Source organism: Acidovorax sp. ST3, from assembly GCF_003231145.1.
Lineage (GTDB): Bacteria > Pseudomonadota > Gammaproteobacteria > Burkholderiales > Burkholderiaceae_C > Acidovorax.
Genome location: NZ_QKVP01000005.1, coordinates 438897 through 464101 on the forward strand (window position 1 = coordinate 438897; position 25205 = coordinate 464101).

General features: G+C 63.7%; 19 protein-coding genes. 17 read left to right on the plus strand and 2 right to left on the minus strand.

From position 1 onward, the window contains the following. The first annotated feature begins 8 nt into the window (after positions 1-8). The 13 genes from DNK89_RS18225 (at position 9) to DNK89_RS18285 (ending at position 16476) form a co-directional block, all read left to right on the plus strand. Positions 9-1307 carry a hypothetical protein gene (locus DNK89_RS18225; RefSeq protein ID WP_238990865.1) on the plus strand — a complete coding sequence of 433 codons (1299 nt, stop codon included), beginning with the start codon at positions 9-11 and terminating at the stop codon, positions 1305-1307. Beyond that, positions 1304-1891, plus strand: coding sequence for a hypothetical protein (locus tag DNK89_RS18230; RefSeq protein WP_110961231.1), 588 nt, complete (start codon positions 1304-1306; stop codon positions 1889-1891). Before DNK89_RS18225 ends, DNK89_RS18230 begins: the two co-directional genes overlap by 4 nt. A 132-nt stretch (positions 1892-2023) precedes the next feature. After that, positions 2024-3820, plus strand: a complete 1797-nt coding sequence (gene mshL, locus DNK89_RS18235; RefSeq protein WP_110961232.1) for a pilus (MSHA type) biogenesis protein MshL — start codon at positions 2024-2026, stop codon at positions 3818-3820. A gap of 593 nt (positions 3821-4413) precedes the next feature. Next, positions 4414-4788, plus strand: coding sequence for a tetratricopeptide repeat protein (locus DNK89_RS24415; RefSeq protein WP_161958951.1), 375 nt, complete (start codon positions 4414-4416; stop codon positions 4786-4788). Beyond that, positions 4785-6290, plus strand: coding sequence for an ExeA family protein (locus DNK89_RS18245; protein WP_110961234.1), 1506 nt, complete (start codon positions 4785-4787; stop codon positions 6288-6290). Before DNK89_RS24415 ends, DNK89_RS18245 begins: the two co-directional genes overlap by 4 nt. Continuing rightward, positions 6274-8019, plus strand: coding sequence for a GspE/PulE family protein (locus tag DNK89_RS18250; protein ID WP_110961235.1), 1746 nt, complete (start codon positions 6274-6276; stop codon positions 8017-8019). The genes DNK89_RS18245 and DNK89_RS18250 overlap by 17 nt, the downstream gene beginning before the upstream one ends. 22 nt (positions 8020-8041) lie before the next feature. Continuing rightward, positions 8042-9310, plus strand: coding sequence for a type II secretion system F family protein (locus DNK89_RS18255; RefSeq protein WP_110961236.1), 1269 nt, complete (start codon positions 8042-8044; stop codon positions 9308-9310). Positions 9311-9437: 127 nt separating this feature from the next. Beyond that, positions 9438-10055 (plus strand): hypothetical protein, encoded by a 618-nt coding sequence (locus tag DNK89_RS24420; RefSeq protein WP_161958952.1) that lies wholly within the window; start codon positions 9438-9440, stop codon positions 10053-10055. Next, positions 10055-10840, plus strand: coding sequence for a type II secretion system protein (locus DNK89_RS18265; protein WP_110961238.1), 786 nt, complete (start codon positions 10055-10057; stop codon positions 10838-10840). Before DNK89_RS24420 ends, DNK89_RS18265 begins: the two co-directional genes overlap by 1 nt. Positions 10841-10868: 28 nt before the next feature. Beyond that, on the plus strand, positions 10869-13184 hold the full coding sequence (locus DNK89_RS18270) for a hypothetical protein (protein WP_238990866.1): 2316 nt from the start codon (positions 10869-10871) through the stop codon (positions 13182-13184). Then, a complete protein-coding gene (locus tag DNK89_RS18275) occupies positions 13181-14410 on the plus strand; it encodes a type II secretion system protein (RefSeq protein WP_110961239.1) in 1230 nt (409 codons plus the stop codon). The genes DNK89_RS18270 and DNK89_RS18275 overlap by 4 nt, the downstream gene beginning before the upstream one ends. Further along, positions 14407-15717, plus strand: a complete 1311-nt coding sequence (locus tag DNK89_RS18280) for a type II secretion system protein (protein WP_110961240.1) — start codon at positions 14407-14409, stop codon at positions 15715-15717. The genes DNK89_RS18275 and DNK89_RS18280 overlap by 4 nt, the downstream gene beginning before the upstream one ends. A gap of 27 nt (positions 15718-15744) precedes the next feature. Beyond that, complete coding sequence (locus DNK89_RS18285) at positions 15745-16476, plus strand: type II secretion system protein (protein WP_110961241.1); 732 nt, start codon at positions 15745-15747, stop codon at positions 16474-16476. Between the two features lie 94 nt (positions 16477-16570). Here DNK89_RS18285 and DNK89_RS18290 read toward each other — a convergent pair whose 3' ends face one another. Both DNK89_RS18290 and DNK89_RS18295 read right to left on the minus strand, forming a co-directional pair. Continuing rightward, a complete protein-coding gene (locus DNK89_RS18290) occupies positions 16571-16921 on the minus strand; it encodes a hypothetical protein (RefSeq protein ID WP_110961242.1) in 351 nt (116 codons plus the stop codon). Positions 16922-17209: 288 nt separating this feature from the next. Continuing rightward, positions 17210-18703: a PLP-dependent aminotransferase family protein gene (locus DNK89_RS18295; RefSeq protein WP_110961243.1), complete on the minus strand. Its 1494-nt coding sequence runs from the start codon at positions 18701-18703 to the stop codon at positions 17210-17212. Positions 18704-18844: 141 nt separating this feature from the next. On the opposite strand from DNK89_RS18295, the gene DNK89_RS18300 reads away from it, so the two are divergent. The 4 genes from DNK89_RS18300 to DNK89_RS18315 all read left to right on the plus strand — a co-directional run bounded on the left by DNK89_RS18300 (position 18845) and on the right by DNK89_RS18315 (position 24966). Beyond that, positions 18845-19657, plus strand: coding sequence for a c-type cytochrome (locus tag DNK89_RS18300; RefSeq protein ID WP_110961244.1), 813 nt, complete (start codon positions 18845-18847; stop codon positions 19655-19657). Between the two features lie 14 nt (positions 19658-19671). After that, positions 19672-20952, plus strand: a complete 1281-nt coding sequence (locus DNK89_RS18305) for a c-type cytochrome (RefSeq protein ID WP_110961245.1) — start codon at positions 19672-19674, stop codon at positions 20950-20952. Between the two features lie 60 nt (positions 20953-21012). Then, positions 21013-21414 carry a thioredoxin family protein gene (locus tag DNK89_RS18310; RefSeq protein ID WP_110961246.1) on the plus strand — a complete coding sequence of 134 codons (402 nt, stop codon included), beginning with the start codon at positions 21013-21015 and terminating at the stop codon, positions 21412-21414. A 123-nt stretch (positions 21415-21537) separates the two neighbouring features. Beyond that, positions 21538-24966 (plus strand): SNF2-related protein, encoded by a 3429-nt coding sequence (locus DNK89_RS18315; RefSeq protein WP_370220935.1) that lies wholly within the window; start codon positions 21538-21540, stop codon positions 24964-24966. Positions 24967-25205: the final 239 nt, after the last annotated feature.

The following is a 25205-nucleotide window of genomic DNA, read 5'->3' on the forward strand; positions in this document are numbered from 1 at the left end:
CAGAACATGTGTATCGCGTAGCCAGTTCCGGCTGGTTGCACTGCCACGGGCATCAGGTTGAAGAGGTTCCTGCATGGCCGCGCTTGACCCATAGTGCGCTGGTGGTGCTCGACATGGACGACGTCTACACCGACGTCTGGCGTTTCGAAGGCAAGACGGAATACGCCGCCGCGCTGGTTGAAAAGCGTGTGCGGACGCAGGGGCTGGTCGAAGGCGCCGCCCACGTGGTGGTGCACCGGCTGGTCAAGCTGCCGGGCGGCTTTCAAGTGTTCTTTTCGGCGATTTCGCTGGACTTGTGGCAGCGTTGCACTCAGTGGGCCAAGGAGCAGGACGATCATTGTCTGGTCATGATGGCGGGTGGCCTGCTGTGTGACGGCGTGGCTTCTGGCGGTGCGCGCATCGTGCTGACGCAACGGCGGCTGATGTGCTTCGTGCAATCGGAAGAGGGCATGGTCTTTGGCTCTACCCAGGCATTGGGGTCTGGGCCATCTGCCATGGCGAGTGCGGCCCAGGTACTGACGAGCAATCACAGTGCGTTGTTGACGCGGCTGGGCGCTGAGGCCGTTGAGTGGGGCACGCTGTGGTCCACGCAGCCCGCCGATGTGGACACCTGCCTTGCTGCGGTACGCAGCGTGGCGGGTGGTGCACCAGTGGTCATGCACGCGCAGGAGATGACGCTGGCTTCCGAGCGGGTACACACCGTCATGCCTGCGTTGGCACGTAAGGCGGCAGGCCGCCATGCCCTGAATCCAGGTCTGGAGCGGGTGGCATGGCGTGCAGAACGCTGGGTGGCTCCGATCACGGTGGTGACGGCGCTCGTCGGCATCGTTCTGGCCATCGTGGGCATGCTGGTCGGGCAACTGGCGGATCAGCAGCGCAATGCGGGCATGAACCAGCGCGCCGAGCTGGAGACACTGCAAAGCCGAATCCAGGCGGTGTCGTCGGTCGAGGCTCCGCAGAAGCTGTTGCCGGTGGCTGAGTTCTCTCGCACGCTGGATGAAGGTGCGCGCCATGATCCAGTGGCGTTCATGGCCGTGTTGAAAGCTGCGTCGAACAAAGACATTCGGATTCAGCGCGTCCGCCTGGAAACCACAAACTCTTTGGGCGGTGCGCAACCGAGCAAAAAGGCCTTCCGTGTAGACGGCGTGGTGGCAGCTGGTGCCTCGGCTTCCGTGACGCGTTGGGTTTCGCAGATGTCTGCGGCTGGCTGGACGCTCCGGGCGGTGGACCCCACCTTCACGCTGCCAGGTTCTTTCTCGTATGAGCTGGTGGCCAATGCAGCAGCACCAGGAAATGTGAAACCATGAAATACGCGGCTTTACTTCTCAATGGGCTTGCCATTCTTTTGCTCGGCTGGGGGCTGTATGGCGTTTTTCAGCTCACTCAGGCGCGCACTCCTTCGATGCGTCCCATGACTGTGGAGCTGGCGCCCTTGCCAACTGCTTTGCGGACGGATCAGGAGCGCGTTACCGAAGCTTTTGGCGCAATGTCCCGCATCCAGGCGCAGACGACGACGGCTGGGACTGATCCGCAGCGTCTGATCGCGTTGCCAGTGCCTGGCAGCGATGTGGTGGGCAGCGTGCAGATGCCGCGCCGTTCCCTGTCATTGCATCTGGATGATCTGGCATCGGAGCGGCAGTCGGTGGTGATCGACGGCCAGTTGGCCCGTCAGGGTGCACGGCTGGAGGGTGGTGGACGCGTCGTGCAGGTACGCCCCAGCGAGGCAGTGGTCACGGAGCGGCTGGGTCGCCAGACGCTGACGCTGCCCCAGGGCGATTTGCGGGTGGGCACGCTGCGCTGGCCCGACGGATCGCTGGCAAGCATCAATACCCAGGAATTCCGCTCGGGCCTACCGGGTGGACAACCCGGCCCCATCAAGAGCTTGCCATGACCACGAAGGCCTGCAGACAGCACACAGACTGCGTCGAGCACTGTTCGATGAGTGCATCGCGTTGTGGGTACCTGTTGGCTTCTCCTCATGACCATTTCAAGAAATCACGCTAGTAGCGCCAAGGACAGCGATATGAACAATCCTCCGTTTTTCAAGCCATTGGCGCTGGTATGTGCCGCCCTGGTGCTGGCTGGTTGCGCCAGCCCTTCGCCCCGTAGCGCTGCCAGCCTTCCGCCGCCAGACACCAGCGCGGCAGACCAGATGCGCGAGCACGCTGCGCAGGAGGCCCAGCGCTTGCTGGTGCATCAGCAGATGTTGCTGACCGAAATCAACAAGACGGCTGCGGCACCGGTCATTGCTCCAGTGGCTCCGGTGTTCGATCCCCTGGAAGGCAAGCTGATCAACGTGGCCATGTCCCGCGCCAGCATCAGCCAGATCCTGAGTGCATTTGCCGACGCAGGAAATCTGAACCTGATCGTTGATCCCAATGTGCTGAAGGGCGGTCAATTGGCAGATATGCACTTGCGCCAAGTGACATTGCGCGAAGGCTTCAATGAAGTGCTGCGTACTTACGACGTGGCTGGCGAGTTCCGTGGCAACACGCTGCGGGTCAATCTGACCGAGGAAAAGTTCTTCTCGCTGAACTTTCTCAACACCAAGACCAGCATCCAGATGGGCTCTGGCGGTAATGTCTTCGGCAGTACCAATTCGGGTGGTGGAGGCGGAAGCGGCAGTGGCAGCAGCGGTGGCGGCGGTTCGGGCGCCCAGCAGGGCAGCCTGACCATGTCTGGCTCTGGCGGCGGTAGCACGGACCCGTACCAGGAAATCGAGACAGCGCTGAAGTCGGTACTGGGCGACGCCAACCAGGACCGCCTGGCCCAGCAGCAAATGCAGCAGCAGAACCTGACCATGACGACGCCGGGTTCTTCTTCTCCCTGGATTGGAAGCGGTGCCAACCCTACACGTCCAGCCCAGTTGCCACAGGCACCTTTGGCCACCATGACCGAGGACAGTGGCTTCACGCTGAACAAGATGACCGGCACGCTGTATGTGAAGGCCCGGCCCTCCAAGATGAGGGCGGTCGAAAAGATGCTGGCCCAGGTGCACAAGGTGCTTGGCAAGCAGGTGTATGTCGAGGCGCAGCTGATCGACGTACAACTGTCTGATAACTTCGAGTTCGGCGTGGACTGGACGTCTTTGCGCAGCCGTCTGGCGGCCGGGTTTGGCTCGTCGCCCATGCAACTGGGTGGCAGTTCGGGCACGCTGCCAAATGCCGCCACTGGCTATCCTTCGCGGGCCATTTCCATTCCTGCAGCGCTGATCGGTAGCGTGGCCGGGCCTGCGCTGGGCGTTTCCTACCAGGGCAGCAACTACGGCATCGTGATCAACGCGCTGCGTTCGTTTGGCAATCTCAAGGTCTTGTCCAACCCCAACGTGCAGGTACGCAATGGCACCCCTGCGTTGCTGTCGGTGGGCACTAGTTCGCGGTACGTTTCTCAGTCCGCATCGACGCAGACTGTGCCGGGCGGTGGAGCTTCCACCACCTCGTCCAGCGTACAGACCGACACGGTGTTCTCCGGCGTCATGGTGGGCGTGCTGCCCATGGTGCGTGATGATGGTCGCATCGAGCTGCTGCTGAACCCCATGCAGAGCGATGTGGACCCTGCAAGCCTGCAGTTGGTCTCGGTAGGGGGCGATAACCTGGTCTCCCTGCCCAAGGTGAGCTACAAGGGGCTGACCACGACCTTGAACGTGGGTGATGGTGACGTGGTGGTGGTTGGGGGGTTGATCGACCAGCGCAGTTCCAACAATGATCGCGGCGCACCCGGTGTCTCCGACGTGCCGTTGCTGGGCAAGTTGTTCGGTAACGAAAACAAGGTGCACGGAAGCCGTGAACTGGTGATCGTCTTGCGGGTGCGCGTGCTATGAGCCTCATCCACGACGCGCTGAAATCCATGGATGCGCCTCAAGATTCCAAGCCTGCCATGGCAAGGGCTTCCAAGGCGGCGGTGCGTGGCCGTCCTGCATGGCTGGATGCCATGCTGGCTTTTGCCGTCGTATTAGGGGCGGGGATTCTGGGATGGTTTGTCTGGCAGACCCAGATGAAGCCCAAGGCTCTGCCGCCGCCGATGGCTGCTGCGCCAAACCCGGTTCCTGCTCCAGCGCCGGCACCGGTGGCGGTCACTTCGCCGGTTGCTGAAACGGCTGCGCCTGCTGCAGCCCCCGCATCTACGATGGCTGCTGCGCCTGCACCAGCAGTCCCTGCGCCTGCAGCCATGCCAGCTCCCGCTGTCGCTGCGGCGGCTCCTGCGCCTGCGCCTGCACCAGTGCAGTCACCGACTCCCGCTCCGGCAGTTGCTGTGGAGCCTGCGGCCCCCAAAACGGTTTTGGCGGCTGGTCCGCGCGGCGAGACCGTTGCGCCTGCAGCCGCTGCTGTGAATCGCAGCAGTACGACGCGACAGGCGCGTGGTGTCACTCGCTCCACAACGGCGGCTGCGCCGGCTGTGGCTCCAGCCCCTGCCGTGGATGATGCACCCGTAGAGCTGCGCTTCGCCCGTTTCGTCGCTGCCATGAAAGAGTCGCGGACTGCCGATGCCGAGCGTGAATTGGCTGCGTTGAAGGAGCGTCTGCCCGCGGGGTCCTTGGGACTCGTGCGCGCTCAAGCCTGGTTTGACCTGCGCGCAGGCCGCGATGCCGCAGCGGCAGATGGTTATCGCACCATCCTTGAGCGACTGCCTGGTGACGAAGAGGCTGCCATCAACTTGGCCAGCATCCAGTCGCGCCAGCAAAAGACGGAAGAAGCGCGCGCAACCCTTGATGCCGCATCGCGACTGCAACCAGATTCGGCTGCGCTGCGGGCTGCATTGGCCCAGTTCACACCCGCTGCACGCCAATGACGGCCAATTCCATCTATGCCACGCTGGGGTTGTCGCGCAATCCGTTTCCGCCGACACCGGATGCGGGTTCGTACTTCTTCACGCCGCGGCTGGAGGAGGATTTCGCGGAGATCGTGCATTGCATTGAGGCGCGTAAGGGCTTTGTTCTCCTCACCGGAGAAGTGGGGCTGGGCAAGAGCACTCTGGTGCGGCGCCTGCTGGACACCCTCAGTGGCAAGAACTGCCACTCGGCGCTGATCCTGAACACGTTTTTGCAAGACAGCGCCCTGTTGTCCGCCATACAGTCAGACTTCGGTTTGCCGCCTTCGGACTCCGTGGAGCAGGGACTGGCGCGACTCACAGAGTTCCTGATCGCGGGGCACCAAGCAGGCGAGATCAGCTTGCTGGTGATCGATGATGCGCAAAACCTCAGTGTGGAATCGCTGGAGCTGGTGCGGTTGTTGTGCAATTTGGAGACCGGCCAGGAAAAACTGTTGCAGATCCTGCTGGTCGGACAGCCTGAGTTGGAGGAGACCCTGGCGACGCCAGAGTTGCGTCAGCTCAAGAGTCGCATCATCAAACACGCTCGCCTGTCGGGTCTGCAAAAGGATGAAGTCACGCGTTATTTCGACTTTCGTGTGAATGCTGCGGGCGCAGAGGGGCGCCTTTCCATCGAACCTGCAGCAGCGGACGTTTTGCACCGCGCCACGCAGGGAAACCTGCGACGCATTCACTTGGTGCTGGACCGTTGTCTGTACGGTTTGGCGAGTACCAGGGCATCTGTGGTGACGGAATCCCTGGTTCAGCGTGCGGTGGCCGATTTGCCCGCGCTGGGCGACGAAGCTGCGGCGATTGCCAAGGTAACTGGCGGCACTCGTGGCCGCAAAGCCTGGGTGCTTGCTGGCTTGCTGGCGGGCACCACAGCAACCGTTGCCTTGGCCAGCTGGGGGTTGGCCACCCAACCCGGCGAGCATGTGGCGCCAGCCGCCGCGGTGGCGGCAGCCCCTACCCCTGAGGCAGTCCAGCCGACGGCGTCGGGCGCTGCGTCGGCGGTTCCGCCCAATGACAGCTCTGCGGTCGCCTTAGTGGCAGCTGCACCGACATCCAAGCCGCAGCCTTCGGCGGGGGTATCCGGGCGTGAAGCGTGCGAAAGCCAGCTCAAGGCGGCGGCTGCTGCTGACGAGGTCGTGCACGTTTACCGTCTGCCTGATGGCATGGGGGACACCCTGAAACCATCGACTCGCCTGTGCCGCTTCAATGTGGACAAGGAGTCCTGGGTCGCATGGCTGGGGCGCAACAACACGCGCAACATCGAGGCCGCTGAACAGGTCACGCGCAAGGTGCAGGGCAAGCTCAAGAGCATGGGCCTACTGGACAAGCGTGAGCCGGACGACGGTTTTTTTGGTTCGAAGACTGGAGAGGCGTTCGCCCGCTTTCAACTGCAGCAGGGTCTGCCGCCCACTGGCAAACCCGACGAACTGACCTTCTTAATTCTGGAGCATCAGGATGCATCCCCCCGCTGAATCATTGCTAGAGGCCTCGGGCCAGTTGCAGCCCGCAGGCCCTACGGCCGAGGATCGCCTGGCGGTGCTGCGTGACAAGAGTCCTTCCCTGGGCGCTGCCTTGGTCAATGCTGGCCTTGTGTCTGCAGTCGCCATCGACTACGTGTTGCAAAAGCAGAAGATCGAGAAGGTGCCCATGGGCAACCTTTTGGTGGAGCTGGGTTTCGCAAGTGCCAATGAGGTCGCGCGTCAACTCGCTGGCCAGCGCGGGCTGCGCTTTGTCAACGCCGACGAAATGCCGGAGCCCGATACAGCGGTTGCGGGCATCTTCAACCGATCGCTGTGCCTGACGTACGGTTTCCTGCCCGTGCGGGAAAACGACGAAGGTCTGATCGAGGTGGTGCTGGGCGACGCGCAGCCGGACACTGTGACCGAGCTTGTTCAGCGCAAGCTGGGCAAGGGTTGCCATTTCTTTCAGGGAGAGTTCGACAGCGTTGCGCAGGCCATCCAGCAGCACTATTACTTTGCCGAGCACCCGCCTGCACGTCTGATCGAGAGCGAGGTCCGCAAGCTCGAAGCCGACGTGGACCGTGCCTACAGCCCTGCGCGCTTGTTGGAGCACATGCTTCACCTGGCTGTGCGCGAACGCGCGACGGATATTCACCTGGCGCCCACGGCGCGCAGCCGTTCGGTGTTGTTGCGGGTGGACGGGGTTTTGCGTCCTGTGTTTGCGCTCTCGCCGGCCTTGGACCGTCTGGTGGTCTACGTAAAGCTGCAGGCTGACATGGATGCCAGCGAGCAGCGCTTGCCCCAGGACGGGAGCTTTACCGCACAGGTGATGGAGCACAACTTCACTATCCGTGTCTCCACCTTGATCTCGGAATTTGGCGAGCGCATGGTGCTGCGCTTGCTGCCCGAGCGCAGCAACCTCGACAGGTTGGCGGACCTAGGGTTCCTGGAGGAGGACGTGGCCGTCATGGCCAAGGCGTTTTCGCGTCCTCACGGACTCATCTTGATCACGGGCCCTACTGGCTCAGGCAAGAGCACAACGCTGCATGCCGCGCTGCGCATGCAGCCCTTGATTGAGCGCAATGTGTTGACCGTGGAGGACCCGGTGGAATACCGCGTCCCTGTCGCCTGCCAGACCGAAGTGAACCGCCGTGCGGGCTATGAGTTCGCCAATGCCATGCGGCACTTTCTGCGGCATGACCCCGACATCATCCTGGTGGGAGAAATCCGGGACTCGGAGACCGCGCGTGCAGCGTTGGACGCTTCCTCTACAGGTCACCTGGTGTTGTCTACCTTGCACGTGGGCAGCATTTTCGGAGTAATGCCTCGCCTCAAGCTCTTGGGGGTGGACACCGAAACGATCGCCGAAAACCTGGTGGCAGTGATCAACCAGCGCCTCGTGCGCCGCATCTGCCCGCATTGCGCCAAGCCACGTCTTGCGACTGACGATGAGCGCCGCTGGCTGGGGCAGGGCGCCGCGGGCGAAATGCTGCAGGTGTTCCATGGCGCCGGCTGTCACCATTGCCGCGACACAGGGTATCTGGGTCGCCTGCCGGTGTACGAAATGCTGGTGGTCAACCGGGATCTGGCGGATGCCATCGCCTCAGATGCCACGCGGGCCGAAATGCGCCAGCGCGCGCTGGCAGCAGGCATGCGACCCATTTTGACGTTGGCGCGGCACCGTGTGTTGGCAGGTGAGACCACGATGGAGGAAATCCTCCGCACCGTGGGCGAGGACTGAGCCGCTTTGGCGGAAGCATTGCATGGCCAATCTCAACACTTATTACTACCGCGTACTTCTGCCCCACGGGGGGGTGCGTTCGGGTCTGTTGCGCCTGGCAGTCAAGCGCGACTTGTCTGCTCGCCTGCGGCTGGAGGCCGACACTGACGGCACGGTGATCAGTCTCTGGCGTTTTCCTGCATGGCTGGCAGTGGTGGCCGATGCGCTTTTGCACCTGTTCCGAAAGCAGGTGCGGGGCGAGGACCTTGCAGGCTTCCTTCGCGACCTGGGTCTCATGATGCGCGCGGGTGTTCCCGCACTCGATGCGCTGACCACCCTGGTGGAAGAAAGCCACAGCGTGGGCAATCCGGCCATGGCGTCTGTTGCTCGCAATATGCTGGACGACCTGAACGCGGGTGTGGGCATGACCGAAGCTTTCAATCGGCACCCCAACGTGTTTCCCGAGACCGTGCGCAACCTGATCTCCATCGGGGACCAGACAGGTACTCTGGACCGCATGCTGGGCGAAGCCGCCGAGCACGTCGAGCGCATGATCAACATCCGGCGTGACATCAAGACTGCGCTGATCTATCCGGCGTTTGTGTTCGCCTCCATCATCGGCGTCGCCATCTTCTGGATCTACTACGTAGTGCCCAACATGGCGCGCCTGTTCAAGCAGCTGCAGGCGAAACTGCCGCCCATCACTGAAGGGCTGGTGGCGTTTGCTAACTTGCTGTCCACCCATCTGCCCTGGGTGCTGCTGGTCACTGTCATCGTTGTGTCTATCGGCGTCATTGCGTTCAGACGGTCCGAGCGCTTCCAGCTTGCCACCTATACCCTGATGCACCGGTTGCCGATTGCTCGTACGTTGCTCGTGTCCTCCGGCATGGCGCATATCACAGAGCACCTCTCGATCTTGGTGCGTGCGGGGGTGGACATGGTGTCCAGCCTGCGCGTTCTGGGGCGTGCCACCAAGAACCGCTATTACCGTACCCGACTCATCCACGTGGCGGAATCGGTTTCGCGTGGAGAGTCCGTGTCTTCATCCATGCGGCGCGTGGGTGGCTTTCCCGCGATGGCAGTTCGCATGATCTCTGTGGGGGAAGAGTCCGGCAGCCTGGATCAGCAACTCTCACACCTTGCGGCGGACTATCGCAAGCGCCTGGAGGTGTTGGTGAAATCGCTCGCGGAAATCCTCAAGCCTCTGATCATTCTGGTTGCAGGCGGCTTGTTTCTTTTCCTGATCGTTGCGCTGTTGTTGCCTGTGTACGACTTGGTGCGGCAGTCGGTCACTCAAAGCATGGGTGGCTGAATATGGGTGGCGTTGTGATGTTCTCCCCTTGTCGTAGCCAGCGAGATGCACGGTTGGGTGGTTTTTCGGACGCAATGGTGCGCTTTGCGCTCAATCATTGCAGTCCGTTGACATTGGCGGGGTGGCCATGAAAAGGCCTGTGTTGATTGGTGGCGGATTGGCCATCTTGGTCTTGGTTGTCGTGTTCTTCGCAGGCTGGGTTGCGGGGGGGCGAGACGGCTCTGTGGCGGCGAGATCTGCACTACCGGCGACCACCGTCGTGCCGGCCCGGTCGGAGCCGCAGGGCTCGGCCGGCAATGTGCAGAGCTCTACGAGTGCGCAGCCTTCGTCTATTGCGCCCCAGATTGGCGGGACGCAGACACCCGCTACTGTGACTGCGATCACGTCTGATGAACGCCGTAAGCGTTTGGCCCAAGTGCGCTCTGACATTTCGGCCTTGATGGCCAACGGAGCACTCGGTTCACCAGAAAAAGCCCTCGCACTCATCAACGAGTTGGAACAACTGTCTCAGGGGAGTGCCGATCCACGCTATTTCCAGACGCTTCGCAACATGCTGGAAAGCACAGCCAAGGTCCAAGGGCTTAGCGCAGAGTTGCAGAAGATTTCGGGAAGCTCAAAGCCCGAGGACATTGCGCGCCGACAAGAGATACTGAGTCAGTTGCAGCAGCTCAGCACGCGCATCAGTGCGGAGGCCGCTGATCTGCAATCCGGTGCTCGGCGCGCAGCCAACGCAGGGAAGTCGTGATGACTGAGGCGCGATTGCAGTTGCTTGAAGGGCGTGCTCGCAAAGCGCAGGCAGGCTTGTCCATGATTGAGCTGTCCGTCGCGTTGGTCGTGGCGGGGCTTTTGTCCTGGGCCTCCTTCAGCGCTTACGAGACTGTCTCCCAGCAGCAGCAAATCGAGAGAGGCCGGGCCCAGGCGCAACAGCTGCAGTCGATATTGCGTGCCTTCGCGTTGCGCAATGGGCGGCTGCCATGTCCTGACACAAGCGCAGTCGCAACCGGGTACGAATCGCTCACTGCGGGTGCGTGTTCGAGCGGAAACCAGCTGGGGTGGTTTCCCTACGTGAGCCTTGGGCTTGAAATTCCTACCCAGGAGCTTCGAGCGCGTTACGCCGTATTTCGCGCCGCGAACGCCGATGTTTTACAGGATGCAGATCTGGCCGTCTCCAAGGAGCGCACCGGTGATTCCGTCGGCGAGGCCAATTATCTGGATGTCACGGACTTGATTGCGGCGCTGGTCAATGCATCAGCTCTTCCTTTGTCGACTGCACGGGCCTACCTGACGGGAGATGGGGGGGCGGCCGGGGCCATTGATTGCGCCTCAAACGCTGTCATGTCTGCCGCCTATTGGGTAGTTGTGCCATTGCAAGACCGGGACAACGATGGCAGTCGCTTGGATCCCCCCCACACGATGACCAGCCTCTGCGCCGCGAGCCCGTCCGCGCCGTTGAGGTTTGCCTCCGATGACGTGGTCGTCGCTGAGTCACCCGCGCAGTTGGCTGGCTGGTTGCGTGCAAGTCTGCCGTAGCTGAATTCGGGACCGATAACTCATGTTCATGTTGACACTTGCCTTTGATCAGCTTGTGCGGAAGTCCTCGCGGAGTGTTTCGGGCTCAGCCGCAAGCATTGTGGAGGCGCAGGCGGAGTACCTCAGGTTAAATGGTGCGCCTCGGGGCGGTGCCGAGAGCTTCAGGCTCTTCGGGGCTCATTCACGCGGTTTTGGGATGGTGCAGGTCTTGCTCCTCATCGCCGTTCTGGCGGGCCTCGCCACCATGGGCTACTTGCAATGGCGTGAGCGATCAGCAGTGGATTCTTCACGCCAGGAGCGGCAAGCGCTCTCGCAAGCGGACCGCGCCATTGTTACCTTTGCCACGGTCATGCGGCGACTGCCCTGTCCTGACACCAACCGTGACGGTATTGAGGACTGTGGTGCCGCAGACCAGAAAGGCTGGTTGCCTTCCGTGTCGCTGCGGCTGGCTGGTGCAGACCCAGGTGTGGATGTGGGGCAGTTGCGCTACCTGGTCCAACGAGGCGGAGGAAAAAATGACCTGACCGTATTGGATGACGCCTGGAGACCATTGGAATATGACACCACCGGCAAGACTTACGCCACCATGCGTGAGACCACCGCGACGGGTGGGGAATACCAGGCAGACATCCTCACGTTGACGGATATCTGTCAACGGCTTGAGGATGGGCGCACGACCGCTTACACCCCCGGCATGGCCGAGGTGAGGTCGTCGCCGGTTCGCACCACGGCGTATGCACTCGTTCACCCGGGTAACGATGACGCAGACGGCGACGGATCGCTCTTCGATGGGGCGAATGCATCCGCCGACAGTGCCGTGGAAGATCCTACCCTTCGGCCTTTGCTGTCCCGGTACAACGACATTGTGCTGGAGCGTTCCTATACGAGTCTTCTGGCCGGGTTGCACTGTGCTCCCCTGATCGACTCCATCAATACTGTGGCTTTGGCGCATGACGTTGTTTTGCAGGTTGATGACCTGAAGACCGGAAACATCGCAGCCGCAAAACAAGCCATCGTTTTTGCCGCGCTGGGCGCAGCAATCACTGCGGCGGATATGACAGGCACGATTCTGGGCGGAATCGCAGACGCAGGCAACGCGGCCGTAGAGTGGGCGCTCTGTGCTGCAACTTTGGGGCTGGCGGTAAACGCCTGCGCTGCCGCTCCGCAACATACCGCAGCTGTGGCGCTCACCGGCGGTGTGTTGTACGCCAATGGCGTCTCCGTGGGACTGAACGTCGTGGCCGCCATCATGGCCGGTAATGCGCTGGCGCTGGCCGATAGTTCGGTGGATTCGTCCACTCTCACATGCCCATCCACTGATTACACGCAGGCACTTGACGCAGCCAAGAAAGAGTCCGACGACGCAGTGGCTGCCCGCGATGCACTCATTACAAAGATCAATAACAAGACCAATGAGCTGAATACGGCCAACGTGGCGCGCACCAATGCCATCAACAATCTGGTGGCGCAGGTGCGTGCCGGTGGCACCAGCACGAGCATTGACTCTCGCATACAGCCGGTTTTGGATGCGGCAACCAATTGGGAATCCAGCTCGTTCTCCCTGAGTGCGGCCACACAGCGGCGCGACAACTACCAGACGGCGGTAACGCAGTGGACCAATCAAGTCGCGACCTATGCCGACATGCTGGCCAACCGGACCACGCTGATTACTCAGCTCAATGCGGACATCGCTGCACTGGATGCGCAAATCGCAGCCACCACTGATCCCGCAGTGAAGGCTACGCTACAGAAGCAAAGGCTGGAGAAGACTTCGCAGCTCACGCTTCTGAACGACCCAGTCGCACTGCAAGGTGAATATGACAAGGCGGTTACCGAACGGAACAACGCGCAAGCCAATCTCAACGCTGCGCAGGCCGATCTGTCGGCAGCTCAGGCAAGCGTTGGATCGGCTCAAACCAGTTTCCAAACGGCCTACTCCAACCTGCGCAACGCAGGGCGCTACACCATTTTTGTGGGGGCGGTGGCCGCTGCGACTGGCTGTACCACCACGGCCAGCGGTGTGTGCCAAACAGGGGATATTGTGACCTCTGGCGGTATCCAGGGGGCCTTGGTGGATCTCTTCGGCGGTTCGTCGGTCACTCCTGATCCGGATGCCAAGTACCTGAAGCCCATCAAGCTGCAGAGGGAGCTCAATGCCCTTCAGAGCCAGTTGGGCGAGGCCAACAAACGAGTGACTGATGCACAAAATATATACAACCAACTCAAGACCCAGGCTGACAATCCGCCTCCTTGCAACATCACCGGAAAGGGCGTGACACCCATGCCCCCGAGTGCTGCGTTGGACATCCTGATCAAGGTGGACCAGAAGGGGGGCACGCGATGAAGCGGTCCCTGCGTCAAGCGAATGGTTTCTCCATGGTCGAGCTGGCGGTGGTTCTTGCGATTGTTGGAATCATTGGCATCTTTGTGTGGCGCTGGGTGGTGTCCACCCGTGAACCTATGCAGAGACCCGCGATGCTGCGGCAACTGGGTGAGGCCCAAGCCGCTGTCGAGGGCTTTGTACTTGCTCACCACCGATTGCCCTGTCCGGCGGCTAATTCCGGTGGTAGCGAAGCCTGTGGTGATCCCACCGCCGTGCGACTGCCCTGGAAGAGCCTGGGCCTGAGCAGCACCTTTGGGCAACTTCACTACGGTGTCAATCGGGGTGGAGGCGTGGATCTTGCTGTTGCGCCGCCAGCGGCCGTGTCTCCAGACCTGAATATCGATTTCACGGGCATGCCGGTGATACCGACATACCCCACGTTCTCCCCGCCTATCGCGGCGTCGTCTACCGTAACCGCAGCCGCTGCTCGCGCAACGGCTGCCATCACGGCTGCCAGCGCGCGCCGTGTGGTGGCGAATGGACTGGATTGGTGCCATCGACTCCGTCGGTTTGCTGCAAATCCGGCAGCCGCTGGCATTCTGAGCGCCGGCAATGTGTCCGACAGCATGCCTGTAGCCTACATCTTGGTACACCCGGGGGAGAACAACCAGTTTGACGGGAACAACGCAGTGGGGGCAAGCGCCACCTGGCGGTTCGACTTCCCAGGGCGCGCGCAAGACGCAAACTTTGACGACTTGACCGTCGCTGTAGGAGCGTCTGATCTGGATGCGCGCATTGGATGCGTGGGACGGCTGAGTGAAATGCAAGCTACGGCACAGGGCGCTTATGCGGCGTACGACAGTGCGCGCGTGATGCAGGAATATTGGTCGCTGCGTGTGTTCGACATCACGGCGGCTGAGTCTGCTGTGCAGTCGGCCGAGTCAGGCGTCGCTACAGCGGCCCTGGCCTTGGCTGTGGCCACCGCCAGCGGCGTGATCAGCATTGCGTCGGCGGCCAATTCGGAGGGCGTCACTGCTTTTGTCGTGGGGATTGCTGCAGCCAATCTGGCGGTGGCAATTGCCCAAACCGTGTATGCAGCCAAGGCTTTGGACGACGCAAAGGCAGCGTTGCAGGTCGCCAAAGAAAAGCAAGCGGCCACTGATGCCTACGCTGCCAAGGTGTATGACACGTTTACGCAGGCTCTCACCAGTGCCACGAAGCTGGATGTGAAGGGACTTAACCCATGAAGCGCAGCATGCAAGGGTTCACCCTCGTCGAGATTTCGGTCATTCTGCTCGCGCTGGGATTGATATTGCCCGGTGCCATTGTTTTTTGGCAGCTTTCGGAACGCCAACGCGTCACCACTGTCCAGGTGGATGTTCAGCAGCAAACACGCGATGCTCTGGTGGGTTATCTGCACTCGAACTATCGCCTTCCTTGCCCCGCTGCAGACACATCCGGTGTGGAGTTCTGCACCGAGGGGGGGGGCTTGCGCCAAGTGGGCTTCGTTCCGTGGCGTACGCTGGGTCTTCCCCGGCCTGAGGCAGGCGCTTTGCGCTATGGCGTCTACCGTGAACCATCCGCTACCTCGCATGAGGACAGAGATCTAGCCAGTGCTGTCGACCGCATGAATCCATTGCGCGTGCGGACCCCCAACCCCAAGCCACAGAACCAGGATGCGCCCAACGATAAAGCGCCCCCAATCCCATCGGTTTCCACGGTCCAGCTGGGGATGACCCAATCGGGCAACGATGCGGCGCCTCTGAACACCGCGTGCAACGCAGCCGATAGCCCGCCTTGCCCGCTGGGGGTTGCGAGGGCAGTCAACCTGGTGGATGTCTGTCTGGCACTTAACACCGCCAATGACGCGTTGATTGCGCCCGCAGGGCGGTTGGGGGCGAAGATGCTGGGAACTCGGCGCTCGGTAGCCTTTGCACTGGCTGCCCCGGGCATGTTGGATGCAGACGGCGACGGTAAGGCGTTCGACGGCGCGAATGCCACCGCCAGTTCGGCAGATCCTACTTTCGAGGCACCAGGCACCGTTGCGACCAGCTCCTATGACGACTCTGTGGTTGCACCCAGCCATGCTGAACTCTTTGGCGAACTGCACTGTGGTGCTGCTTTGTCGGCCATATCGCATGCGCATTTCAACGCAGCAACCGGTGCGTTTGTCATGGAGCGGGCTTTGTACGACTACCGTGACCAGTTGTTCGTGGCCGTCAAACTGGCAGAAGCTAACGAGGCAGCCGCTTTTGCAGGGGTAGCTGGTGCTGCGGCAGGTGTTTTGAGTGCAGCCAAAGAGATGGTGTCAGCCACAGCGGACACCACGATGAGCGCCGGCGCACGGGCTGTACAAATCGGACTGGCAGCTGCTGGCATCGTGGCAGCCGCCGTGGGCGCTGGCTTGTCGGTGGTGACGACGGGGCTGGCAACAGCCGCACTGATCGAAGCCAAGCAGGTGCACTCAGACTTTGCTACGCGAACCACTGCCATGACGGAACTCGCCATCTCTATCAACAACAACACGCTGAAGGCGGATGCCATTGGCTATTGAGACCCTTCGGTCAAAGAGCGACACACCATGACAACAAAACCAACGAACTATGGGGCTATGCCTGTGAGGCGGCAGCGCGGCTTTTCGCTTCTTGAATTGAGCATTGCGCTCGTCGTGATTGGCCTCGTACTGGGTGCTGTGGCGGTTGGACGGGACTTGCAGCGGTCTGCTGCCAACCAGCGTCTGTCCACCGACTTTATCCAGGGGTGGCAGTTGGCCTATGAGGCATTCTTCAACGGTGTGGGCTACCCCCCAGGGGACAACCCCACCAATCCCACCGGCCGAGTCAATGGCAACAGTGCCACGCCGGGCTCGGAGTTGTGTGGCGACGCGATGATCAACGCCTTTCTGGCTGCTGGTATCCGGTTGCCAGCGGGCCGCACAGAGGGACAGCAGGACCGTTATGTGTACCTCGACAGCAATGGGAACCCGCAGGAAGCACGTGTCTGTTTCCAAAGCGTGGACTGGGCGGAGCCCGGCGTTACTGTCGGCACCTATGTAACGCGGCCCCGCAATGTCATGGTGATTCGTGGCACAACGTTCTCGTTGGCGGCTTCATTGGACCAGCAGATTGATGGCAACAGCGATGCAAGGTTTGGTCGTCTTCGCGATATTTCGTTTGCGAACGACGTCACGGCCAATACGCCAGGGAAAATCTGGCCAATTGATGATCGCATGGCCTTTGGCAGCACCACACCAACGTCACTGGATGAGTCGCAAGTAGCCATCACCACTGCACTGTTCAAGATGATGCGTTGACTGATTGCCAAGCCATCGCTGGCTTGGTGCGACATTCGCGCCTCTACGAGGTCCGACGAGGGCCTGCTAATGCAGGCCTTCCTCGATCAATGAATCAGATGCCCGCCAACTGAAACCGCTGGTCAAAATTCATCTTTCCCAGCACGCGCAGCGCCGCGTTGCGGGTGGCGTTGTCCACCTTGCTGATGTCCAGGCTGTAGCGCTTGGCGGTGGAGACCACATCCACACACTTGTGACCCCATTGCACCGCCACGAGCAGGGCGGGGCGCTGGCCTGCCTCGGCGCCGACTGATACGCCGCGCTGCTCGGGCCGCAGCATGAATTCGAGGTGGGGGGTGCGCACCAGGGTGAGGCGGTCAGCACCTTGCGGGCCCAGGGCGAACGAGACCACCCAGTCGTCTTCGTCTTCCACCATCACAAACGGAACATGCTGGGGTGCGGCCATGGTGCTGGGCGTTGGGGTTATGGGGCGGGGCGGGTGGGCCGCCGTGGTGCATTGCCCGGGGTGCGGGCGGGCGCCAGTATGCCGCTGCAAGCGCCGTGCCTGCTGCGGGAGAACCCGAGGTTGGGCCTTTCCAACGCGTTGTGTGCGTGTCAGCCTGGTGCAAGGCTGGCGCGGTGCCTTGTGGGATAGGCCATGCGGTAGATGGGAGGCCAGGGGCTGCGCACCGGGTGTGGATGCCAGGGTTTTGCTAAAAATGGCTCCAAGCGCCAGTGTTGCATACCTTGGTTGCTATTGTTTTGATAGTTGTTTGGGCACTTTCGCGCTCTCTGGTAAGGCGGTCGCCAAGCCCGTGGCCAGTTGGCCCACGGTGGCCAGGGCGGCCTCCAGCCGCCCCTGCGCCGGATGCCCGTAGTTGATGCGCACGCAGTGCGCAAACCGCTGATCGGCCGAGAAGATCTGCCCCGGTGCCAGGCTGATGCCCTGCTGCAGTGCCAGGCGGTGCAGCTCCAGCGCGTTCACCTGGGGAGGCAGTTCCACCCATAAAAAGTACCCGCCCTCGGGCCGCGACACGCGCGTGCCGGGCGGGAAGTGCTGGGCCACCGCAGCCAGAGCAATCGCCTGCTGTTGTTCCAGGCTGCGGCGCAGGGCGCGCAGGTGCCGGTCGTAGCCCCCCTGGGCCAGGTATTCGGACAGCGCCTGCTGCGACGGCGTGGCGGCCGATAGCGTGGTCATCAGCTTGAGCCGCTGCACCGCTGTGGCTTGGCGGCCCGCTGCCACCCAGCCCACGCGGTAGCCGGGTGCCAGGCTTTTGCTGAATGAACTGCAGTGCATCACCAGCCCCTCGGTATCAAACGCCTTGGCCGGGGGCGGGCGCTGGGGGCCAAAGTGCAGTTCGCCATAGACATCGTCTTCGATCAGCGGCACACCGTGGCGCGCCAGCAGGGCGACCAGTTCGCGCTTTTTGCACTCGGGCATTAGGCTGCCCAGGGGATTCTGAAAGCTAGGCATGAGCCAACAGGCCTTGATGGGCTGGTGGGGCTTGTGCGAGGACTGGCGCTCCAGCGCCTCAGCCAGCGCTGCCAGGTCGATGCCGTCGCGCGGGTGGGTGGCGATTTCCAGCGCCTGCAGGTTCAGCCGCTCCAGCGCCTGCAGCGCGGCGTAGAAGGTGGGCGATTCGACCACCACCACGTCGCCCGGCTGGGTGACGGCTTCCAGGCAGAGGTTGAGCGCCTCCATGGCGCCGTTGGTGATGATGATTTCTTCCACGTCCACCGCCATGCCGTGCACGCCGTAGCGCAGCGCAATCTGCTGGCGCAGGCGTTCGTCGCCGGGTGGCAGGCTCTGCACGATGTTCCACGGATCGAGCTTGCGCATGCCGCTGGCAAGGCACCGCGCCAGGCGCTCCAGCGGAAACAGCTCCAGCCCCGGGAATGCCGAGCCCAGCGGCACCAGGTCGCGGTCGCGCGCCAGGCCCAGCACCTCGAACACCAGGTCGCTGATGGCCACCTCTTTGGAGGTGGCGGTGGGTTGGGAGGGTTGGGGCTCGGCCGGGCGGACCTCTGCCGTGCCGGGGACCCGGGCGCTGACGTAGTAGCCCGAGCGCGGGCGCGCATGGATCAGGCCCTGGGCCTCCAGCAGGTAGTACGCCTCGAACACAGTGGACGGGCTGATGCCCCGCGTGCGGCTGGCCTCGCGCACCGAGGGCACGCGGTCACCCGGGCGCAGCGCGCCGCTGTGGATGAGCTGGGCGATGGCGTCAGCGTGGCGTTCGTAGCGCTTCATGGGCGGGGCGGGATTGATGCAGGGCAAACTGATCTGTATTTTTAACTCGAAACTGAATCTGTACTGTTTTTGTGGTCGGGCGTAGAGTGGCGGACTGTGTGGGCCCACGCCCACCGACTGTTTCCCCAAAGATAAAAAGCCATGATCGATTGCCTGCGCAGCCTGCTGCGCCCCGTTGTCTGCCTGCCTTCGGCCGCTGCCGTGCTGGCGCTGGCCTTGAGCGCTGGTGCTGTGGCCCAGACGGCGCCCTCCAACACCGCCTCTGCAGCGCCCGTGGCCACCGCATCCACGGCGGCCACGGTGCCCGCGTCGTCCATGGCGTCGCGCGTGCAGGCCTGCACCGCCTGCCATGGCAAAGAAGGCCGCGCCACGCCCGATGGCTACTTTCCGCGCATTGCGGGCAAGCCGGCTGGGTACTTGGCCAACCAACTGCTCAACTTCCGCGACGGGCGGCGCAGTTACCCGCAGATGGGGTACCTGACCGAACACCTGACGGATGACTACCTGCGCGAGATGGCCGAGTACTTTGCTGCGCTCGACCTTCCTTACCCGCCCCCACCGCCACCCCAGGCGCCGCCCGCCGTGCTGGAGCAAGGCCGCAGACTGGTGCAGGTGGGCGATGCGGCCCGCAACATCCCGGCCTGCGTGGCCTGCCACGGCGCGGCCATGACGGGCGTGGTGCCGTCCATCCCCGGCCTGCTCGGCCTGCCGCGTGACTACCTCAACAGCCAGCTGGGTGCCTGGAAGACCGGCCAGCGCCGCGCGCATCTGCCCGACTGCATGGCCGACATTGCGCGCCAGCTCACGCCTGACGATGTGAGCGCTGTCTCGGCCTGGCTGGCCGCGCAGCCGGTGGCAGCAGGGGGCAAGCCGGCCCGCACGTTGCCTGCCACCATGCCTGCCCGCTGCGGCGGTGTGGCCGAAGTACCCGTGGCCGCTGCGGCTGCACGTTGAGAAGGGATGCACCGATGAAACGCATCCTCTGGACCCTGTCTTCCGTGCTGGCGGCGCTGGGTATTGCCGCTGCCGTGCTGATCACCCTGAACCTGCGTGGCGAAGAGCCTCTGCCCGCCACCGAGACGCTGCAATCCACGCCTGCGCTGGTGCAGCGCGGCGAATACCTGGCCCGCATTGGCAACTGCATGGCCTGCCATACGACCCAGGGCGGCGCGCCGTTTGCGGGCGGGCGGGGCATCGAGACGCCGTTTGGCGTGGTGCACAGCTCCAACCTCACGCCCGACAGGGCGCAAGGCATTGGCAGCTGGAGCTCGGCCGAGTTCTGGCGCGCCATGCACCACGGCCGCAGCAAGGACGGGCGGCTGCTGTACCCGGCGTTTCCGTACCCCAACTACACGCAGGTGACGCGCGAGGATTCGGACGCCATCTTTGCCTATCTGCAAAGCCTGCCGGCTGCGCCAGACGCCAACCGCGCCCATGCGCTGCGTTTTCCGTACAACACGCAGGCGGCATTGGCGGTATGGCGTGCGCTGTTTTTTGCGCCCGGAGCGCCCGCCGCCGAACCCACGCAGACGGCCGAATACAACCGGGGCGCCTATTTGGTCAACGGCCTGGGCCACTGCACCGCCTGCCACACACCCCGCAATGCACTGGGCGCCACGTCGGACGCCAAGGCCTTTACTGGTGGTTTGATCCCGGTGCAGAACTGGTATGCCCCGGCGCTCAATGCGGTGCACGAGGCGGGCGTGAAGGAGTGGCGCACCGACGATGTGGTGGCGCTGCTCAAGACCGGTGTGGCCCCGCAGGGCTCCGTGCTGGGCCCGATGGCCGAGGTGGTGTTCCGCAGCACGCAGTACCTCAGCGACGCCGATGCGCGCGCGATGGCCGTCTACCTGCAAGCCCTGCCGCAGCAGGATCACAAGGCGCCCACCAGCGTGGCCCTGCCGCCCGCCAGCGCGATGGCGCGGGGCGGCAAGGTGTACGAGCAGCAGTGCGCCCAGTGCCACGGCGACCGGGGGCAGGGCGAGCCCGGCGCGTTCCCGGCGCTGGCGGGCAACCGTGCCGTGACCCTGGCCGACCCGACCAACCTGGTGCGTGTGGTGCTGCAGGGCGGCTACCTGCCCGCCACAGCCGGCAACCCGCGTCCGCATGGCATGCCGCCGTTTCAGCAGACCCTGTCGGACGAAGAAGTGGCGGCGGTGACCACGTTTGTGCGCAACAGCTGGGGCAACCAGGCGCCGGGTGTGGGTACCATCGAGGTCTATCGCGCGCGCGAGCGGCGCGGCATGTAGCGCCAGGCCCCGGGGCCAGCGCCCGCCGCCCCGCAGCGCGGCCCTCCAGGAGCCCTTTTGATGTCCAGTCCCGCCGCACTGCCTGAACCCACCCCCACGAGCCAGGGGGGCGCCACGCCTAGCGGCTGGTGGGCCGTGTGCCTGTGCGCGGCGTGGTGTGGCACCTGCGGCATCTACCGCCCCTTGTTCGACGAATTGGCCCGTGCGCACCCGGACGTGCGGTTTGAATGGGTGGACATTGAAGACGAGTCCGATCTGGTCGGGGACCTGGACGTGGAAACCTTTCCCACCCTGCTGATTGCCGACGGCGAGCGGGCCCTGTTCCTGGGGCCGCTGTTGCCGCAGGCGCCGGTGCTGACACGGTTGTTGATCAGCCTGCAGGGGGCGGCGCCCGGTGGTGCTGGCGTTGGGGGCGATGCCCAGGGCGTTTTTGACAGGGTGCGTACTGCACGCGGCGGCTAGTGGGCAGTCTTGCGGCCTGGTAGCGGTCGTTGCCGTAACTCCGCTCATTGCTTGAATGCTCTTTATTTGATAGCTGATGGCGCATGATCCACTAGCGCTACAGCCACTTTTTGCTCGAAATCCGTGTCCACACCCCGCCCACCCTGGTTCCCGCTCAATTCACTGCAGGCCCAGTGCGACAAGGGCGCGTGGGAGCGGGGCATGGAACTGTACCGCCAGGCCGACGTGGTGCGCGTGGGTATTCGGCAGCCAGCCGAGGGGCGCTGGGCCCTGGCGGGCGAAGTGCAGGGCAGCTTGCCCCACCCGTACGAGGTGTCGGTGCAACTGGTGCTTGCGCCCAACGGCCAGGTCAAGCAATGGTCGGGCGACTGCAGTTGCCCCGTGGGGGCTGATTGCAAACACGCCGTGGCCCTGACCCTGGAGGCCGCGCACCGCGACCCGGCGCAGGGCCCGTCGTCCACGCGGGCTGCCGATGCGCTCCAGGCCATGCAGGAGCGCAAGGAAGCCCTGGCCCGCGCCGAGGCCGAGGCCCGCCTGCTGCACTGGCTGCAGGAGTGGGACCGGGCCCTGGGCGTTGCGGTGCTGCAGGAGCCGGTCGCACGGCCGGGGCGGCCCGAGTGTTATCTCTATCTGGTCTCCACCGTAGGGCGGGCGCGCACCACAGTGCCGCAGCTGCAGTTGGAGGCCGTGGTGTCGTACCCCAAACTCACGGGCGGCTGGGCCAAGCCGCAGCAGATCCGCACCCAGCCGGCACCTGGCCAGGCCGTGTACGACCGCGCCAGCGATGCCGACCGCCAGGTGCTGCAGCTGCTGCGCGCCATGCCCCGCAGCGTGGGCTACTACTCGGCTTACAGCGTCGCGCCCATCGGGGTGCTGGAGGGCGCGGTGGGCCTGCTGGCGCTGGAGCAGGCAGCGGCCACGGGCCGCCTGTTTGTGGATGCGGGTGGGTCCACCGTGGGTGCGCCTTTGCGATGGGGCGACCCGCTGCCGATCACGTGGGCATGGCAGGCGTCCACGCCTGCGCAAGGCATCGAGGCTGTGTGGGGGTTACAGGCACGGCTGCCGGGCGACACCGCCATGCTGTGCGACAACCACCCGCCGCTGTACTTGGACGCCGTCCAGGGCGTTTGCGGCCCGGTGCACGCCGAGGGCCTGAGCCCTGCGCAGGTGGCCATGCTGCTCAAGGCGCCTGCGCTTACTGCTGCCGCCCTGCAAAAGCACCATGCCGACGTGGTGCGCCGCATTGGCGGCGTGTTGCCGTTGCCTCCGGCGCTGGGACCGCTCACGCAGGTGCGGGGGGTAAAGCCCCTGGCGCGCTTGCATTTGGCACCGTCGCCTGCCGACAGGGTGGCCGAAATGGGGCTCATCACCGCGCAGTTGCGGTTTGACTACCAGGGCCATGTGGGCTGGTGGGCTGGGCAGGATCTGGCGGTGCTGGTGCCCGGTGCCGACGGCGGCCAGGTGCTGCTGCAGCGCGATGCGGTGGCTGAACGCCATGCCGTCGAGCGCCTGGAGGGGCTGGGCCTTCTGGCCACGGACGACGGCCTGTTTGGCATCCCCGGCGAGCGCCCGCAGGACGACTGGATGCATTGGGCGGACGACGGCTTTGCTGCGCTGCGCGACGCGGGGTTGGATGTCACGCTGGACCCGGCGCTGCATGGCTGGGTGCAGCACGCCGACTGGCTGGAGGTGGCGCTGCAGCCTGCGGGTGACGATGTGGCCACATCGCCCTGGTTTGCGCTGTCGTTGGGCATGGAGATCAATGGCGTGCGCCACAACATCCTGCGCTGGCTGCCCGACCTGATTGCTGCCGCCGCGGCCCAGCCGCTGGACCCCGCGACGGGCCTGCCCCAGCTGCCTGCGCATGTCTACATGGCCTCGTTGACCGGCCCTGGTTTTGTACGCCTGCCCACCGACGCGCTGCGGCCCTGGATGGCCGCGCTGCTCGATCTGGCGGGCGACCGCGCGCGCGACTTCAACGCGGACAGCCTGAAGCTCTCGCGCCTGGACGCGCTGCGCACCAGTGCTGCGCTGGGCGAGGGCGCGGTGTGGCAGGGCGCCGCTGCCTTGCGCGACAAGGTGGCCCAGCTGCGGGGCGCCAGCGCCTTGCCCGAGGTGCCGCTGCCCGCCAGCGTGCGGGCCACGCTGCGCCCGTACCAGCAGCAAGGCCTGAACTGGCTGCAGTTTTTGCGGGCCCATGGTCTGGCCGGTGTGCTGGCCGACGACATGGGCCTAGGCAAAACGCTGCAGACCCTAGCGCACATCCAGGTCGAAAAAGATGCCGGACGACTGACCGCCCCCGCCCTGGTGATCGCCCCCGTGAGCCTGATGGGCAACTGGCAGCGCGAGGCCGCGCGCTTTTGCCCGGGCCTGCGGTGCTTGGTGCTGCATGGCGCGGGTCGGCACGAAGTGGCCGACGAAGTCACCGCGCACGACCTGGTCATCGCGCCGTACTCGCTGCTGCAGCGCGACCGAGACCGCTGGCTGGCGCACCCATGGCACCTGGTGGTGCTGGACGAAGCCCAGAACATCAAGAACGCCAGCAGCCAGGCCGCGCAGGTGGTGGGCGAGCTGCAGGCGCGCCATAGGCTGTGCCTGTCGGGCACGCCCATGGAAAACCATCTGGGCGAGATCTGGAGCCTGTTCCACTTCTTGATGCCGGGGTTTCTGGGTAGCGCGACGCGCTTCAAGGGAGTGTTTCGCACCCCCATCGAAAAGCAGGGCGACAGCGCGCGCATGGCGCAACTGCGGGCGTGCATCACGCCCTTCATGCTGCGGCGGACCAAGGCCCTGGTGGCGGGTGAGCTGCCACCCAAGGTGGAATCGGTCATGCCCGTGGAGCTGACGGGCGCGCAGGCCGACCTGTACGAAACCATCCGCCTGGGCATGGAAAAGACCGTGCGCGAGGCATTGCAGTCCAAGGGGCTGGCGCAATCGCAGATCACGATCCTGGACGCGCTGCTAAAGCTGCGGCAGGTGTGCTGCCACCCGCAGCTAGTGCCGCTGCAGGCTGCTGCCAAGGTCAAGACGTCGGCCAAGCTGGACCACTTGATGGCACTGCTGCCCGAAATGCTGGCCGAGGGGCGGCGCGTTTTGGTGTTCTCGCAGTTCACCAGCATGCTCACGCTGATCGAGGCGGAATTGAAGGCGCGCAACCTGCCCTGGGTCAAGCTCACGGGGCAGAGCGTCAAGCGCGACGCGATCATCGAGCAGTTCACCAGCGGGCAGGTGCCCCTGTTTCTCATCAGCCTGAAAGCGGGCGGGGTGGGGCTGAATCTGCCGCAAGCCGACACCGTGATCCATTTCGACCCCTGGTGGAACCCGGCGGTAGAGGGCCAAGCCACCGATCGCGCCCACCGCATCGGCCAGACGCAAAGCTTGTGGGTGGTCAAGCTGGTGGCGCAGGGCACGATTGAAGAAAAGATTCTGGCGCTGCAGGAGCGCAAAGCCGAGCTGGCAGACAGCCTGTACAGCGGTGCGGCTGCCCGCAAGGAGCCGCTCTTCACCGAAACCGATCTGACAGAGCTGTTGCAGCCGCTATCAGTGTCATAGCTGGTAGCGCATGTTGGACAAGCGCAAGACGCTGATTTGGTGCGCTGCGGCCCCGCAGGCCGCATGAACACTGGCTGGGGCCGGTTGACAACAGTTTTCCGAACCCGTGCCTTTGCAAATCAACAGTTTGCGCGCTACAATACGACTCTCACGACCAAACGGGCGGGTACCAACCGCCCGTTTTTTTTGGTCGAACGCTTTTGGAGCTCGAAGCTGTCGGGGAAGAGTCTCCGGGGGTT